The sequence below is a fragment of the Nocardioides candidus genome, from assembly GCF_041321175.1.
In the GTDB taxonomy this organism is placed as follows: Bacteria; Actinomycetota; Actinomycetes; order Propionibacteriales; family Nocardioidaceae; genus Nocardioides.
Window position 1 is genome coordinate 194,686 of record NZ_JBGGWC010000002.1, and the last position, 15,377, is coordinate 210,062.

Sequence of the window (15,377 nt, forward strand, 5' to 3'; positions counted from 1 at the left end):
GGCGGCTCGACGGGCCGCGGCCCGATCACTCCGGACGGACGACCGGCACCTCGGCGTCGACCTCGGCGGGCCGCACGCGGAGCACCCCGATGCGGTCGCCGGTCAGCACCACCGTCCCGGCCACGGCGGCGTTGCGCGCCTCGACCGTCACCGCCACCGCGGCGTCGGGCAGCTTCAGGCCGGCGCCCCGCTCGGCGCCGATCTCGATGCGCTTGCCGTCGAGCAGCACCTTGCCGCGGGCGTCCGTCGCGGTCACCCGCACCGTGCCGGCGCCGGTGGCGCCGCCGAGCACCAGGGACTTCGGACCCAGCGGCACGATCGTGGTCGCCGGCCGGCCCGGGTCGATCGCGGTCACCGGTGCGATGAGGCCGAGGTCGTCGCCGAGCAGCCGCACCGAGGCCACCACCGGCGTGGCGGAGACGACCTCGAGCCCGAGGGCACCGGCCCTCGCGCGCTTGGTCAGCACCTGGGAGAGGGGCACCTGACGCACCGTGCCCGCGGGCACGACGACCTCGTCGAGCCCCGCGGGGGTGAACGTTGAGGAGTCGGAGACGACGCGGACGGTCGCCCGTACCTCGCTCGCGCCGGGGTTGAAGACGTTGATCTCGCCGGAGCCGTCCGCCGGCACACCGAGCAGCAGGTTGTCGCCGGACGGCTCGGCCTGCGCCGGGAGGAAGTCGACCCGCGGCGTGCCGCGTCCGAGCGGGTCGTAGGTGTGGCGCACGGTCGGCACGACCCGGCCGCGCGTGACGGTGAGGTGCGCGGCGAGCGTGCCGCGGCGCGGGGCGACCTTCGACAGGTCGAGCCGCACCACCTGGTTGCCTGGGACGGAGATGCCGTGGAGCTCGTCCTCCTGCACGAGACCGTGGCGGCCGTAGAGCGCGATCTCGACGACGGCCGGGCCGCCGTCGGGGTTGGCCAGCTCGATCGTGGAGGACTGCTTCGCGGCGGCTCCGATGCCGACGTACCACTCGTCGAACGCCGGCGCCCGGCACTCGGCCGCCGCGCGCGCCTCCCCCGTCCGGCCGGCGACGAGACCGGGCGCCGCGGCGTCCTTGCCGCGCACGACGACGTCACCGTCGGTGCCGATGGTGGTCAGCGCATCGGGTCGTACGTCGACGGGCGAGCGTGGTGCGAGATCCGCCGCGCCGCCCTGGGCGACGCGCACGGCGACCTTGCCGGCCCGCGTGTCGGGCACCCGCGTGACGACGACGTCCCCCGCGGTCGTGCTGCCGGCCGCGGCACAGACGACGGACGCGTCGGACAGCGGCGCCGACGACGGCGGCGCGTCGGCGTAGGGCGAGGAGTCCTCACCGCGCACCAGTGCCAGGCTGCCGGCCACGACGACCGGCAGCAGCACACCGAGGACGACGACCAGGTCGACCCGTCGCCGTTGCGCGCTACCGCGCCTGCCCGGCGCGATGCTGCCGGCGCGGTCGGCACGGCGGCCCGAGCCACCGGCAGCGGTGGGGGGGGTCTGCTGGTCGTCACTCATGACGGCTCCTGCGCAGGGTCGGCAGGGCGAGCACCACGACGACGGGGATCGCGATCGCCTGCAGCACGAGGAGCGCGATCCGGGCCCACGAGCGGGGCCCCTCGACGGAGTCGGCCGTGGGCTTGTCGATCACCAGCCACGCCCGGGTCTCACGGTCCTCCGCGCTCGCGCGGACCAGCCCCTCGGTGGCATCGAGCCGGGTCGCGATCTGGCCGTCGGCCGGCGCGGGCTGGACGACGTAGCGGATGCCGCGCTGCGTCAGCTCGGCGACCGCCTTGTCGGAGGGCGCGGTGGTGAGGTCGGCGACCAGGTCGGTCGCGCTCGTGTCCTCGCTGGTCAGGGCGGCGATCTCGTCCTCGCCCACCGTCGCGCCGTCGCCGCGCTCGACCCGGTAGGTGACGCCGTGCGCAACGCTGCCGCGGATGACGAGGATGCCGTTCTGGTCCGCGGCCTCGGCCTCCTGCGACATGTAGACCGGGATCCCGTTGTCGGTGTGGGCCTCGAGCTCGTCGCCGCCCCAGCCGGCGAACCAGACGAGCCCGGCGACCGGCGCCGCGACCGCGACGAGGCCGACGACGGCCGTGACGGCCTGCGCCACGCGTGGCAGGACGACGGGCGTGGGAGAGCGTTCGGTCAGGGCGAGGCCGCCGAGCACCGCGGCGGTGATCCAGCTGCCGTGCACCACGAGCAGGACCGGTCCCAGTCCGGGCTGCTGGGTCGCCGCACCGGCCAGGTCGACCTCGAAGACACCGAGGGGCACCGCGACGAGGGCGGTCACGGCGGCGACCAGCCAGCAGAGCACCACGCCGATCCGCGTCGCGCGCGGGATCACGGCGAGCAGCGCGACCACCGGGAGCACCAGACCGAGCCACCACGGGGCGCCGAGGTCGCCGAACCGGCCGACGAGGAGGTCAACGCCGTCGGTCGCGGCGGTCGGCCACCGGCCGACGTCGAGGAAGAAGCCTCCCGCAGCGCCCTCCCACAGCGCCGGCAGCCACCAGGGCGCGAGCAGCAGCAGCGGGACCGCGAGCGCCGTCGCGGGCGGACCCCACGCGGAGCGCGCGCGCACCGCGCTGCGCACCACGGCCCCGGCGGTCGCGATCACGACCGCGCCGAGGACGGCGCACAACCACCACACGACCGGCGCGAACGCCGTGAGCAGGGTCAGGAGCAGGCCCACCCGCCAGGCCGCGCGCCACCGGCGCGGCTCCTCGGGGTCGGCGAAGTCGAGGGCTGCGCGGGCCAGCCACGGCAGCAGGGCCGCGGCCACGACCACGCCCCACCGCCCGCTGCCCCAGGCGCCCGCCACCAGCGGCACCAGGGCGTAGCTCACCGACCCCCACAGCAGCAGCCACCGCGGCGCGCCGAAGCGGCTGATGAACCGTCCCACGACCCGCAGGAAGCGCCAGGCGCCCCAGAGCGCGATCGGGCCGGCGGCGACGAGGAGCAGCGTCATGGTGCCCTCGGTGCCGAGGACGGAGGCGAGCAGCGCCAGCGGCAGGACGTACGGCGGCGCCGGCACCGCGCTGCCGAAGCCGATCGGGTGCCAGCTCTCGTACTGCAGCCGCCACCAGTCACCGGCCCCGGCCGGCACGGGCGAGAGCGAACCGCCGCTCACCGCGCTGAACGCCTCGCGCGCGCCGATCACGAAGGCGATCGCCGCGACGGCGAGGCCGACGGCAACGGGGTCGGTGAGGAACCGTGCGAGCAGGCCGGAGTCGACGAAGTCCTCGTCGTCGTCCTTGTGCCGCGCGACCGGTGGCGACGGATCGCGCTCCGCAGCCGCGATCCGGCGGCGGTCGGCGACGTCGGCGGCCTGGTTCGCGGCCGCCGCGACCAGGTCGGTGACGAAGTCGAGGCCGTGGCGGTAGGGCAGCCACCACGGGGCGAGCAGCCGGCGGAGCCGGTCGTGGTCGGGCGGCGAGGTCCGGCGCTCCCGGCGCTCGCGGCGCGCCGCCAGCAGCGGTCCCGGACGGCCGTGGACCGACACCACCGCGGCGAGCTCGTCGAGCGCCTCGCCGACCGAGCGCACCACGAGGAAGCCGAGCATCCGCAGCACCGAGCCGAGCGCGAGCCGCACCGCCTGGAAGGGCAGCGCGGCCGGCCGGCAGTTGGCCAGGATCGTGAAGAGCGCGGCGCGGCGCTCCTGGTAGTGCGTGTGCCGCCCGGTGAGGGCGGTCCGGCGGATGCCGCGGTGGGCGGCCTCGGCGTGGAAGACCACGGCCCGCGGCACCACCACGGTCGCGTGCCCCGCCGCGGCCGCACGCCAGCCCAGGTCGACGTCGTTGCCGAACATCGGCAACCGCTCGTCGTACCCGCCGAGGGCCTCGAAGGTGGCCCGGCGCGCCAGCATCCCGGCGCTGTTGACCGCGAGCACCTCGCGGACCTGGTCGTGCTGGCCCTGGTCGTACTCGCCGCGCTCCAGCCCGGTCTCGCGCCGGCCCGTGCCGCTGATGGTCACCCCGACCTCGAGGAGACGCTTCAGCGAGGGCCACTCGCGCAGCTTGGGGCCGAAGAAGGAGGCGTCCGGCCGGACGAGGGCCGCGGCGGTCAGCTCGGCGAGGGCGTCGGGAGCGGGGTTGGAGTCGTCGTGGAGCAGCCACACCCAGTCGGTCTCGATGCCGTGCTGCTGCAGGCCGGCCAGGGCGATGGCCACGGCTTGCGGGAAGGAGGTGGCGCTGCTCTCGCGGAAGACGGCGAAGGGGATCCGCGCGGCCTCCAACGTGCTCGCGATCAGCTCGGCGCTGCCGTCCTTGCTCCCGGTGTCGACGGCGACGACGCCGGCGATGGGCGCCGTCTGACGACGGATGCCCTCGAGGACGGCCGGCAGCCACGACGCGCCGTCGTGGCTGACGAGCACCACCGCGACATCGGACACGAGGAGCGAGCCTAGTGGGGTCGCGGTCGCGCTCCGAATCCCGCGCGGGGAGCGGTCAGACGGCCTTCTTCTTCAGCTTGCGCCGCTCCCGCTCGGACAGCCCGCCCCAGATGCCGAAGCGCTCGTCCTGCATGAGCGCGGCCTCCAGGCACTCGACGCGGACCTCGCAGGTCTGGCAGACCTTCTTGGCCTCGCGCGTCGATCCGCCCTTCTCCGGGAAAAATGCCTCGGGATCGGTCTGCGCGCACAGCGCGCGCTCCTGCCATCCCAGGTCCTCGGTGTCCACATCCTCGACCAGGAAGAGTTCTCTCACCGTTCCGCCCCTTTCGACCCCCATTTGATGGCCGCCCACAACATCTCGACGCCCCGAGATCGGCGACCCGATCCGACCCTGACGCCGCTGCCTGAAGATCTGAACGACACTAGTGGAATTACATGCATGTCATACACGCTGAGTCAAGCCCGAATCTGCTATATGCGGTTCCGTTATCACCCCCGGCAAACGCCCCCGCGACCAGGCGCGGGCAGCGAACGGGCAGAGTTCACCCCATGAAGAAGCTGACGGTGCTGTCCGGCGGGATCGGCGGAGCCAGGTTCCTCCAGGGGCTGCTGCACGGGATCACGACCGGCGCGCTGCCCGGCGTCGACGCCGACGCCGAGGTCACCGTGGTCGCCAACACCGCCGACGACTGGTGGATCCACGGCCTCAAGGTCTGCCCCGACCTCGACACCGTCATGTACGACCTCGGTGGTGGCATCGACCCGGACCGTGGTTGGGGACGGAAGGACGAGTCCTGGAACGCCAAGGAGGAGCTGGCGGCGTACGGCGTCGAGCCCACCTGGTTCGGGCTGGGCGACCGTGACATCGCCACCCACCTCGTGCGCACCCAGCTCATCGACGCGGGCTACCCCCTCTCGAAGGTGACCGAGGCGCTCTGCAAGCGCTGGCTCGCACCCGTCTGGGGCGAGCGGGTGCGGCTGCTGCCGATGACCGACGACCGCGTCGAGACCCACGTCGCCGTCGCCGACACGGCATCCCCGAGCGGACGCCGCGTCGTGCACTTCCAGGAGTACTGGGTGCGGCTGCGCGCCGAGGTCGCCGCCGAGACCATCGTGGTCGTCGGCCTCGACGACTCCTCCCCCGCTCCTGGTGTGCTCGACGCCATCGCAGGCGCCGACCTCGTCGTGCTGCCGCCCTCCAACCCGGTCGTCTCCGTCGGGACGATCCTCGGCGTGCCCGGCGTGCGCGACGCGCTCCGGACGACCCCGGCCCCGGTCGTCGGGCTGTCCCCGATCGTGGGCGGCAGCCACGTGCGCGGCATGGCCGAGCAGCTGCTCGCCACCATCGGCGTCGAGGTCAGCGCGGCCGGCGTCGGCCGCCACTACGGCGCGCGCAGCGCCGGCGGCGTCCTCGACGCCTGGCTCGTCGACGAGCGGGACGCGGCCGAGGTCGCCGCGATCGAGGAGGCCGGCATCCGCTGCGCCGCCGTGCCGCTGATGATGACCGACCACGACGCCACCGCCGCCATGGCCGCGGCCGCGATCGCCCTCGTGCGCTGATGCCCACCCTGACCGTCATCGCTCCGGACGGCGTGCCCGAGGTGGCGGCCGGGGCCGACCTCGCCGACCTCCTGCTCCCCCTGGTGACACTCGAGGACGGCGACATCGTCGTCGTCACCAGCAAGGTCGTCAGCAAGGCGGAGGGCCGGGTCGTCGAGGGTGACCGCGAGGACTGGATCACCGCCGAGACCACCCGCCTGGTCGCCCGGCGCGGGCCGACCCGCATCGTGCGCAACCGCCTCGGCCTGACGATGGCCGCCGCCGGGGTCGACGCCTCCAACGTGGCCCGCGGGGCCGTCGTGCTCCTGCCGGCGGAGCCGGACGCCTCGGCCGCCCGCCTGCGCGCGGCGATCGCGGAGCGCACCGGTCGCAACGTCGGCGTGGTGGTCACCGACACCGCCGGCCGGGCGTGGCGCGAGGGGCAGACCGACATCGCCATCGGCGCCGCCGGGGTCGTCGTCCTGGAGTCGTACGCCGGCCGGCTCGACGAGCACGGCAACGAGCTCGCCGTCACCGCGCCCGCGGTGGCCGACGAGGTCGCCTCCGTCGCGGAGCTGGCCCAGGGCAAGCTCGGCGGGCGGCCGTTCGCGGTGGTCCGCGGGCGCACCGACCTGGTGCTCGCACCGGGCGACGACGGCACCGGCGCCAGGGCCCTCATCCGCGCGGACGGGGGCGACCTCTTCGGCTACGGCGCCCGCGAGGCCGTCGTACGCGCGGTGCTGGGCGACCCTTCGGACGCGGCGCCGTTCGGCGCTCCGTCATCGCCCGACGAGCTGGCCGAGCTGCTCCGTGCGAGCGGCTTCGCGGCGGCGGTCGAGGGCGACAGCGTGCACTGCCCGAGCGGCCCGGACGCGGGGCAGGCTGCCCGGGCGACGGTCCTCGCCTTCGCCCACGGCTGGCTCCCCCGGCCGACCGCGGACGGCGGCGATCTCCGGTTCCACAGGTCGAGTCCGTAGACTCACCGCGATCCCGTCCCACGACACCGAGGTAAGCCGCACCGTGGCCAAGACCACCAAGTCCGAGAAGTCGGAGCGCCAGAAGGTCATCGACGACATCCGGCGCAAGCAGAGCCGCGCCGACCAGCGTCAGGGCCGGATCATCGTCGGCGTCTGCATCGCCGTCGCCGTCGTCCTCATCGGAGCCGCCGCCTACAACCCGGTGCGCACCTGGTTCGAGCAGCGCAAGTACAACGACGAGAAGCTCGCCGACATCGGCGCGCCCGCCTCGGTGTGCGGCAAGGTCACCACCAAGGACGCCACGGGCAGCGGCGACCACCGCCCGACGGGCGAGCAGATCAAGTACGACGACGCCCCGCCCGCCTTCGGCCCCCACTGGAACGAGAACGGTGTCGCGCCGGTCCCGATGGAGGACCGCTTCTACACGAAGGACACGCGGCCCGAGCTCGAGGCCCTGGTGCACAACCTCGAGCACGGCTTCACGATCCTCTGGTACGACCAGACGGCTGCCGACGACGCGACGATGCTCGGCGAGATCAAGGCGATCGCCAAGAAGCTGAGCATCAGCGACACCAACAACCGGCTCGCCTTCAAGGCCGTGCCGTGGACCAAGGACGACGGAAAGGCCTTCCCCGACGGCCAGCACATCGCCTTCACCCACTGGAGCGCCGACAAGGACGACACCAGCAAGTCGTTCGGGTCGTGGCAGTACTGCTCCGAGCCCAGCGGCGCGGCGCTCGAGACCTTCATGAAGGACCACCCCTACTACGACGCCCCCGAGCCCATCGGCGGCTACGTCGGCAAGCAGTGAGCGGACAGGACTCCTGATCAGTACGGGTTGTCGATGATGCGCGAGCGCTTCTGCGACTCGCACGCGATCCCACTGACGTCCGGGTCCTCGTAGCACAACAGCATCTGGACGGCGACGATCCGCTTGTCGGCCGGGTTCGGCACCGAGTGCGTGCCGAAGCCACTGGGTCCGTCGTTGGTGCATCCGTTGAAGTCCCCGAAGAGGTACTCCAGCTTCCGGCTACCGTCGCCGAAGTCGATGTCCGCGTAGAGACCGGCACCGAGGCCGTCGCCCGGGTTGTGGTCGCACCAGTCGGTGACGGCGGCCTGGACGGCCGCCCGCCTCCGACTCTCGAAGGCGACGTAGCCGTCGGCCGTGGCGTAGCCCTTGAAGATCAGCTCACCCGTCTCGAGCGAGAAGTCCCGGTGGATGCCTTCCAGGCAGCACCCTCCTCGTCGTGCCTCCGCGCTCGCGGACGACGGGGCTTGGACCGCCGGTCCGAGGGCAGCGACGCTGGCGAGCACCACGACGCCGGCACGGATCGAGCGTTGGGACGCGAAGGACATGAGACCACCCCGAGATGCGAACTGAGCTGAGGGCGGGAAACGTACCGTCTCCCCTGACGTGCGGGAAGTCGTCCTTTGTGACTATTGCCCGGCCGGCGGGGGTCGCTCTACGTTTCCGAGCCTCACAACTCTCGGGAAGGACTCGGCCATGGCTCGAGCGAAACGTGTCCTCGGCGTCACCAGCACCGCCCTCACCTTGGCGATCAGCGCGCTCTCCATCAACGCGAGCGCGGTCGATCCGGCCCAGGCGGCCGGCGTGGCCACCACCACGATCATGGCCTACCCGACCGACCAGATCATGAGCCAGGACGAGATCGGCGACACGATGACGATGTCGCTGGTCCAGGGCACGGTCACCAAGAACGCCGACGGGACCTACGACGTGGCCCCGACGCGTTCGTCCGTGCCGGCGCGCGTCGTCTCCTCGGCGCAGGTCGTCGACTTCTACGTCCAGGTGCTCGAGACGGACGGGACGGTGAGCGAGACCGCCTTCTCGCTGGTCGAGGACCCGACGTCCGGCGACGGATGGATCGACGGCGGCTGGGCGATCGAGGCGACCAGGGCACGCGAGCAGCTCGAGCGCGGGGTCCGTCGCTCCCCGGCCCTCCGCAAGGTGCGCAGCCACGGCTCCCCGTCGGTGACGGTGCGGATGTTCAACCACCCTGCGACGTCCGACGACCGCACCGCGCTCAAGGGCCGATGGACCGAGCTGGTCAACGCGTCGGCGATCCAGCCGACCCATGGGGTCGCTTCCCAGCGCACCGGCGGTGGGGCGGCGGACTGCGATCTCTATGCGAGCGACCCGGTGTCGACGACTGTCGCGACCAGCTATCCGACACAGGGCGACAATTCCTGGCTCACGTATTCGTCCTCGGAGCACACGACCACCGGGATCGCCGTGACCACCGGCACGGCGGGCAACTTCCACGCATCCGGCACGACGTCGACCGACGACGAGTGGGGAGAGGACTTCAATCCTCGCGCGATCAACCGTAGCTACCGGATCGACATCAACTACGGCCTGTACCACTGCACCAACGTGATCACCGGATACCGGTGGAACCAGGTGGCGCCGCGCTACCAGCCGGGGTTCACGGACATCAACGAGCTGGACAAGTCGGACCGTCCGGACTGGAACGACCACGACTTCTGCGGCAACGTCGCCAACGGCAACTGGTGGCGAGGACACGTTCGCGGGTCGGACTACTCGTTGTCCTACGGCGTCAAGATCTCCTCGGCCATCGGCATCGACCTCTCCTCGAGGCACGTCTACAGCAGCGGGACCCGGCTCTACTACGGCGTCACCGGCGGCAACAAGCGCATCTGCGGTAACAACGCGGAGCCCTCCAAGGCCGCGAAGATGATCGAACGGATCAGGTGAGTCCACGGCTCCGCGGAGCCGTCGTCCTCCTCCTCTTCGTCGCCTCGGGGTGCGCGACGCACGACGGCGGAGGCGGATCGAGCGATCCCAGCCCGCCACGCGCTCCCCGTGCGGACGACGGTCCGCTGCGGATCGACGACGACCCCGTCGGCATGTCGGTCCGAGCCCCGGAGGGTCGTCACCCGGTGCGCTGGACGGCGTCGTTCGGAGCCCGTCACCTGTGCGCCGAGCGGCCGGTGACGGTCACCGCCGTCGAGCCGGACTGGGATGCGGCACCGATCTCGGCCTCGTTCCTCATCGACACGCTCGACGCTCACGAGGCCGAGCAGGAACGGTCCGACTTCTACAGCGCGCTGGGCGCGGCCCCCGACTTCTCCGAGCGCTACGCCACCGAGGAGCCGCTCGTCAGCACGACCCGCGCGGTCGGCGCGACGGTCGATCACCCCTGCAGCGCGTCGCCGTCCGCCGTCGGTCGCCAGGAGCTGGTCGTCGTCCTGCGCGTCGACGAGGGCGGTGCCGACCTCCGGCGGATCGACGTCACCTACGAGGACGAGGCCGGCGACCGCTACGTCGAGCACGTCCGGCGCTGGCGGATGGCGGTCTGCGGCACCCACGTGCCGCCTCACCTGTGCCGCTGACCCGCCTCAGGTCAGGTCCGCGCGCCCCTGGTCCTTGAGCTCCGCGACGACGGCCTTCACGTCCTGGGCGCGCTCGCGCGTGGTGACGAGGAGCCCGTCGGGGGTGTCGACGACGACCACGTCGTCGAGGCCGATGACCGCGACGACGCGCCCGGATGCGGGCACGACGAGGCCGGTCGACTCCTGCGACAGCACGAGGCCGGGGTCACCGAGCACGTTGCACTTCTCCGGGTCGCCGAGCAGCGCGGCGAGGGAGTCGAAGTCACCGATGTCGTCCCAGCCGAAGCTGCCGGGGACGGTGGCGACCCGACCGGCGGCCGCGGCCGGCTCGGCGACGGCGTGGTCGATCGCGATCTTCGGCAGGCTCGGCCACAGCTCGTCGAGGCGCTCGGGCGCTGCGGCGATCTCCCGCAGCGCGGCGGTGAAGTCCGGGTTCTCGGCGGCGAGCAGCTCGAGCAGCACCGTGGGCCGGCAGACGAACATCCCCGCGTTCCAGCGGTAGGAGCCCGAGGCGACGTACTCCTCCGCGACGCTGACCGACGGCTTCTCCACGAACGCCTCGACCACGCACGCCCGCTCGTGGCCGTGCAACGGTGCGCCCTGGCGGACGTAGCCGAACGCCGAGCTCGGGAACGTCGGCTCGATGCCGATGGTGACCAGCCAGCCCTCGCGGGCTGCGACGACCGCCTCCTGGACCGTACGGCGGAAGCCGGCCGGGTCCGGGATCACGTGGTCCGCGGCGAAGCTGCCCATCACGAGGTCCTCGCCCCGCTCGGCCTCGCGCCGCTCCAGCACGGCCGCGGCCAGACCGATCGCGGCCATCGAGTCGCGCGGCGAGGGCTCCGCGATCACTCCGTCGGGCCCGAGCGCGGTGAGCTGGGCGCGCACCGCCTGCTCGTGGTTGCGGCCCGTGACCACGACGAACCGGTCGTCGACCAACGGGGTCAGCCGGTCGTAGGTCTGCTCCAGAAGCGTGCGGCCCTGGCCGGTCAGGTCGTGGAGGAACTTGGGCGACGACGACCGCGACAAGGGCCAGAGCCGGGTGCCGGCACCGCCGGCCGGCACCACCGCCCAGAATCCGTCGATCGAGCCGTCCACCACGCGTGACCCCCTGGTTCGGTGCGATTGCTGCTGCGCGAGCCCGGCCAGAGTAGACCGTGCGGTCCGGCGCCCTATCCTCGGCACGGTGACGACCTTCGCCGCCGTGCTCTCCGATCGCCTGCGCCACGAGCCCGGGCGTCCGCTCGTGACGTTCTACGACGACGAGACCGGCGAGCGGGTCGAGCTCTCCGTGACGACGTACGCCAACTGGGTGGCCAAGGCGGCCTCCCTGCTGGTCGACGAGCTCGACCTCGAGCGCGGCGACACCCTGCGTGTCGACCTCCCCCCGCACTGGCTCGCGCCCGTCTTCCTCGGGGCGGCGTGGAGCGCGGGCCTGGTGGTCACCGACAGCGAGAGCCCCGACGCGGTGGTCTGCGGCCCGGACCGGCTCGACCACTGGGCGCCGTCGGCTGCCGAGCGCACGGTGCTCGCCTGCTCGCTCCTCCCGATGGGCGTGCGTTTCGCCGAGCCGGTCCCCGAGGGCGTGCACGACGTCGGCGTCGAGATCTGGTCCCAGCCCGACGGATTCACCGCCTGGGACCCGCCGATCCCGGAGGACCCGGCGCTGACGGTCGACGGCGACGAGCAGACCCACCAGGAGCTGTGGGAAGCGGCCGCCACCGGGACTCTCGTCACCGACGGCGGCCGCCTCCTGGTGGCCGCGGACCCGGCTTCCCCACCGGCACCCGCGACCTTCGGCGAGCCGCTCAAGAAGGGCGGCTCCCTCGTGCTGGTCACCCGGGCCGGGCAGCAGCGGCTCGAAGCGATCGAGATCGCCGAGCACACGACCGCCCGCTTCCCCGCCTAGGCGCCAGGCTCCCTCACATCTTCAGTTGTCGTGCCCGCGGGCCCACCCCCGCGGGTCAGCCCGCCAGGTCGTAGTCCGACGTGTCGCCCGCGATCGCCACCGGCGCCTTGAAGCCGCCGGCACTGCCGGGGATCACCCACAGCTGGTCGGTGCTCGACGTCCGCGCGACCAGGTCGCTGTGGCCCGTCAGGTCGACGTCGCTGACGCCGAGCAGCCAGTCGTAGCCGCCCACCGGGATCGCCAGGTTCTTCTCGGCCGTGAAGCCGCCGGGGCCGTTGCCGAGGAAGAGCTGCAGCTGGGTCCGCGTGCGCACCAGGCTGTCCGGCGCGCCGTCCTTGTCCCAGAGCCCGATCGGGATCTGCTTGCGTCCCTTGATCGGCGAGTACGCCGCGTAGGACTTCTTGAGCCCGTCGGTGCCGTTGCCCGGGTAGATCTGCATGGAGCCGCCGGCGGGCTGGCCCATCAGGTCGGGCTGACCGTCACCGGTGAAGTCGCCGACCGCGGCGAGCTTGGTGACCCGGTCGAAGCCGGTGCCGAGCTGCGTCGGTGCCGCGAACTTCCCCTTCCCGAGGCCGCGGTAGAGCGAGAGGGCGCCGCCCTGCTTGACGATCAGGTCGCCGTACCCGTCGCTGTCCCAGTCCCCTGCCTTGAGGATCAGGTTCGCGTCCGGCAGCACCAGGTTGGTGCGGACCGCCTTGCCGAGCCGGTAGCCCGTGGTGTCGGTCGGCACGATCTGGCGGACGAAGACCCGCCCGTCGCTGGTGCGCCGCAGCACCAGGTCCGGCCGGGCGTTGCCGACCAGGCTCGACTCGAGCTGTCGTCCGCCCCACCCCTGCTGGGTGGCCGCGGCGATCTCCCGGATGCGCGGGATGCGGTTGTAGAGGTACTGGCCGGGGCAGGCGGTGGCGTCGGCGTCGCGGTGGCCGTTGATGGCCTGGAAGTAGCGCGAGGTGACGTACTGCTTGGTCGACGAGGCGTCGACACCGTGTAGGCCGAGCTTCCACGCGAAGAGCGCGCCGTAGGCCCGGATCATCGCGCGGCTCGGGCGGGCGGTCTCGTAGTTGCCGATCGCCGACGCCGCGAACGCGTTGTCGTTGTAGCCCAGCGTGTGCGCGCCGACGACGGGACGGTCGACGCCGCCGTAGCGGCCCTCCCAGATGCGGCCGAACCGGTCAACGAGGAAGTTGTAGCCGATGTCGCTCCAGCCCCGGGACTGCACGTGGTAGGCGTAGATCCCGCGGATGATCGAGGGCACCTGGGCGCGGGTGTAGTCGTTGGCGTTCACCGTGTGGTGGACGAAGCCAGCGTGCACCTCGTAGTAGTGCAGCGAGGGCGCGTCGCGCAGGTGCTCGTCGGCGCCCCACTGGGCACGGGAGTAGATCTTCGGCTTGGGTGCGCTCATCGACGACTGGAGCGCCAGGTCGCCCTCGCTGCTGGACGAGGTGGTCGTGCCGGTGTCCTCACGAGCGCCGCCGTCGAGCGTGGCGGTGTCGATGGCGGGCCGCTCCCGCGCGGTCGAGGTCTCGTGACCCGGGTCGACCACCGCGAGGAGCATGTCGGCCGGCGCCGAGGAGTCGGTGTCGACCCGCACCTGCACCCGGTCGACGTCACCGACGAGCAGCGGGTCGGTGCCGGGACGCGCGTGGCGTCCCTCCCGGCTGTCCGGGTCGGGCGCGTGGTCGTCGTGGTAGGGCACCGTCGTCCACCGCGACCAGCGGCCGCCGTCGTACGTGCGCGCCTGCACCGCGAGCGCGCGGTCCGGGACGGCGAGCCCGTGGCCCCAGGTGACGCCCACGGCGCCGTACCCCTTGACCGGTACGGCGTCGCTGGTGATCTCCTGGCCCCCGGTCGCCGTACGGCGGCTGGTGGCCCGCAGCATGCCGGGCGCCAGTCGCGCTCCGGCCGGTGCGGTGAGGCTGTACTCCGCGACCTTCGGGTCGACCGGCGCGGTCGCCACCCGGCTCGGCACGGTCGCGGCGCGCAGGTAGGCGGCCTCGCCGCTCACCTTGCCGCCTGCGGGGGCGGGACGGACGTCCATCGTGATCGTGCGCGCAGCCGGCGTCAGCGCCGCCAGCACGAGCGCGAGTGCCAGCAGCTGCTGGCACCCGGACACGAACCGGTTGCGCCGGGCGGCGCCACGGGGACTCGGGATGAGGCTCGCAAGCATGTGATCGTGCTCCAGTCGTGTGCGGGGAAGGTGTCACACGAGTAGCAACTTTCACATGAGTCACACGCGCTGAGAAGAGGTTCTGAGTAACTACAAACGTGTAATTACCAGCCGACACGCCGACGGTTCAGAGATTTGTCAAGTCCGCTCACTGCGCGCGTCAGCGCGCGGCCGAAGGCCGCGAGGGACCGCCAGCGGCGACGCGCTCGCGCGATCCGACGCCGCGCCCGCGCAGGAGCTCAGATGTCGTCGCCGGTGTCGAAGTCGCCGTCGTCGTCCTCGAGGTCCTCGCCGTACTCCTCCTCGTCGTCGTTGTCGTAGTGGAGGAACTTGATGCCCTCCTCGACACCGCCGTCGAAGGCGAGCCGGCCGGCCTCGAGCACGAGGACCCGGTTGCACATCTTGCGGACCTGGCCGGTGGCGTGGCTGACGTAGAAGATCGTTCGGCCGCTGTCGCGGATCTCGCGCATCTTGGCGAGGCACTTGCGCTTGAACGGCTTGTCACCGACGGCGAGCGCCTCGTCGGCGAGGAAGATGTCGGACTCGACGTGGACCGCGATCGAGAAGCCCAGCCGGGCGTTCTGGCCCGAGGAGTAGTGGCCGACCTGGGTGTCCAGCCGGCTGCCGAGGTCGGCGAACTCGACGATCTCGTCGAACTTGCGGTTGGTCTCCTTCTCGGACATCCCGAGGATCGCGGCGTTGAGGTAGAGGTTCTCGCGACCGGTGAGCTGCGGGTGGAACCCGGCGCCGGTCGCGATCAGGCCGGCGATCCTGCCGCGTGTCAGCACGCTGCCCTCGTCGGGCTTCATGACGCCGCTGATCACCTTCAGCAGGGTGCTCTTGCCCGAGCCGTTGAGGCCCATCAGGCCGATCGACTCCCCCTGCTCGACGGTGAAGGACACGTCGTCGACGGCACGGAAGGACCGGCTCGTCTCGAGGCCACGCGCCTTGGCGACCGACATCTGCTTGATCGTGCGGTGGTAGCGCAGGGTGAACGTCTTGGTGACGCCGTCGAGGACGATCGAGGTGCTCATCGA

At 72.4% G+C, this 15,377-nt stretch carries 13 protein-coding genes; 6 read left to right on the plus strand and 7 right to left on the minus strand.

What is annotated here, in order from left to right:
* Positions 1 to 25: 25 nt before the first annotated feature.
* Genes ACAX67_RS10740 through ACAX67_RS10750 form a run of 3 tightly spaced genes read right to left on the minus strand, consistent with a single transcriptional unit; the run spans position 26 to position 4,686 of the window.
* Complete coding sequence (locus ACAX67_RS10740; protein ID WP_370703841.1) at positions 26 to 1,495, minus strand: DUF5719 family protein; 1,470 nt, start codon at positions 1,493 to 1,495, stop codon at positions 26 to 28.
* Entirely contained in the window at positions 1,488 to 4,373 is a 2,886-nt protein-coding gene (locus ACAX67_RS10745; protein ID WP_370703842.1) for a glycosyltransferase, read from the minus strand. The genes ACAX67_RS10740 and ACAX67_RS10745 overlap by 8 nt, the downstream gene beginning before the upstream one ends.
* Positions 4,374 to 4,428: 55 nt before the next feature.
* A complete protein-coding gene (locus ACAX67_RS10750; protein ID WP_149749477.1) occupies positions 4,429 to 4,686 on the minus strand; it encodes a WhiB family transcriptional regulator in 258 nt (85 codons plus the stop codon).
* A gap of 236 nt (positions 4,687 to 4,922) precedes the next feature.
* Between ACAX67_RS10750 and cofD the strand changes: the two genes are divergently transcribed.
* The 3 genes from cofD to ACAX67_RS10765 are packed head-to-tail and all read left to right on the plus strand — an operon-like array spanning position 4,923 to position 7,700.
* Complete coding sequence (gene cofD, locus ACAX67_RS10755) at positions 4,923 to 5,933, plus strand: 2-phospho-L-lactate transferase (RefSeq protein WP_370703843.1); 1,011 nt, start codon at positions 4,923 to 4,925, stop codon at positions 5,931 to 5,933.
* On the plus strand, positions 5,933 to 6,889 hold the full coding sequence (gene cofE, locus ACAX67_RS10760; protein ID WP_370703844.1) for a coenzyme F420-0:L-glutamate ligase: 957 nt from the start codon (positions 5,933 to 5,935) through the stop codon (positions 6,887 to 6,889). The genes cofD and cofE overlap by 1 nt, the downstream gene beginning before the upstream one ends.
* A gap of 43 nt (positions 6,890 to 6,932) precedes the next feature.
* Complete coding sequence (locus tag ACAX67_RS10765; RefSeq protein ID WP_370703845.1) at positions 6,933 to 7,700, plus strand: DUF3105 domain-containing protein; 768 nt, start codon at positions 6,933 to 6,935, stop codon at positions 7,698 to 7,700.
* A 17-nt stretch (positions 7,701 to 7,717) separates the two neighbouring features.
* On the opposite strand, the gene ACAX67_RS10770 is transcribed toward ACAX67_RS10765, so the two are convergent.
* Entirely contained in the window at positions 7,718 to 8,245 is a 528-nt protein-coding gene (locus ACAX67_RS10770; RefSeq protein WP_370703846.1) for a hypothetical protein, read from the minus strand.
* Between the two features lie 148 nt (positions 8,246 to 8,393).
* Between ACAX67_RS10770 and ACAX67_RS10775 the strand changes: the two genes are divergently transcribed.
* Together ACAX67_RS10775 and ACAX67_RS10780 are read left to right on the plus strand one after the other, a co-directional pair.
* On the plus strand, positions 8,394 to 9,626 hold the full coding sequence (locus ACAX67_RS10775) for a hypothetical protein (protein WP_370703847.1): 1,233 nt from the start codon (positions 8,394 to 8,396) through the stop codon (positions 9,624 to 9,626).
* A complete protein-coding gene (locus ACAX67_RS10780; RefSeq protein WP_370703848.1) occupies positions 9,623 to 10,264 on the plus strand; it encodes a hypothetical protein in 642 nt (213 codons plus the stop codon). The genes ACAX67_RS10775 and ACAX67_RS10780 overlap by 4 nt, the downstream gene beginning before the upstream one ends.
* A 6-nt stretch (positions 10,265 to 10,270) precedes the next feature.
* On the opposite strand, the gene ACAX67_RS10785 is transcribed toward ACAX67_RS10780, so the two are convergent.
* On the minus strand, positions 10,271 to 11,365 hold the full coding sequence (locus ACAX67_RS10785; protein ID WP_370703849.1) for a mannose-1-phosphate guanylyltransferase: 1,095 nt from the start codon (positions 11,363 to 11,365) through the stop codon (positions 10,271 to 10,273).
* 85 nt (positions 11,366 to 11,450) lie between these two features.
* Here ACAX67_RS10785 and ACAX67_RS10790 point away from each other — a divergent pair, with 85 nt between their 5' ends.
* Entirely contained in the window at positions 11,451 to 12,173 is a 723-nt protein-coding gene (locus ACAX67_RS10790; RefSeq protein ID WP_370703850.1) for a TIGR03089 family protein, read from the plus strand.
* Positions 12,174 to 12,228: 55 nt separating this feature from the next.
* On the opposite strand, the gene ACAX67_RS10795 is transcribed toward ACAX67_RS10790, so the two are convergent.
* On the minus strand, positions 12,229 to 14,340 hold the full coding sequence (locus ACAX67_RS10795; protein WP_370703851.1) for an FG-GAP-like repeat-containing protein: 2,112 nt from the start codon (positions 14,338 to 14,340) through the stop codon (positions 12,229 to 12,231).
* A gap of 239 nt (positions 14,341 to 14,579) precedes the next feature.
* Complete coding sequence (locus ACAX67_RS10800; protein ID WP_370703852.1) at positions 14,580 to 15,374, minus strand: ABC transporter ATP-binding protein; 795 nt, start codon at positions 15,372 to 15,374, stop codon at positions 14,580 to 14,582.
* Between the last annotated feature and the right edge of the window lie 3 nt (positions 15,375 to 15,377).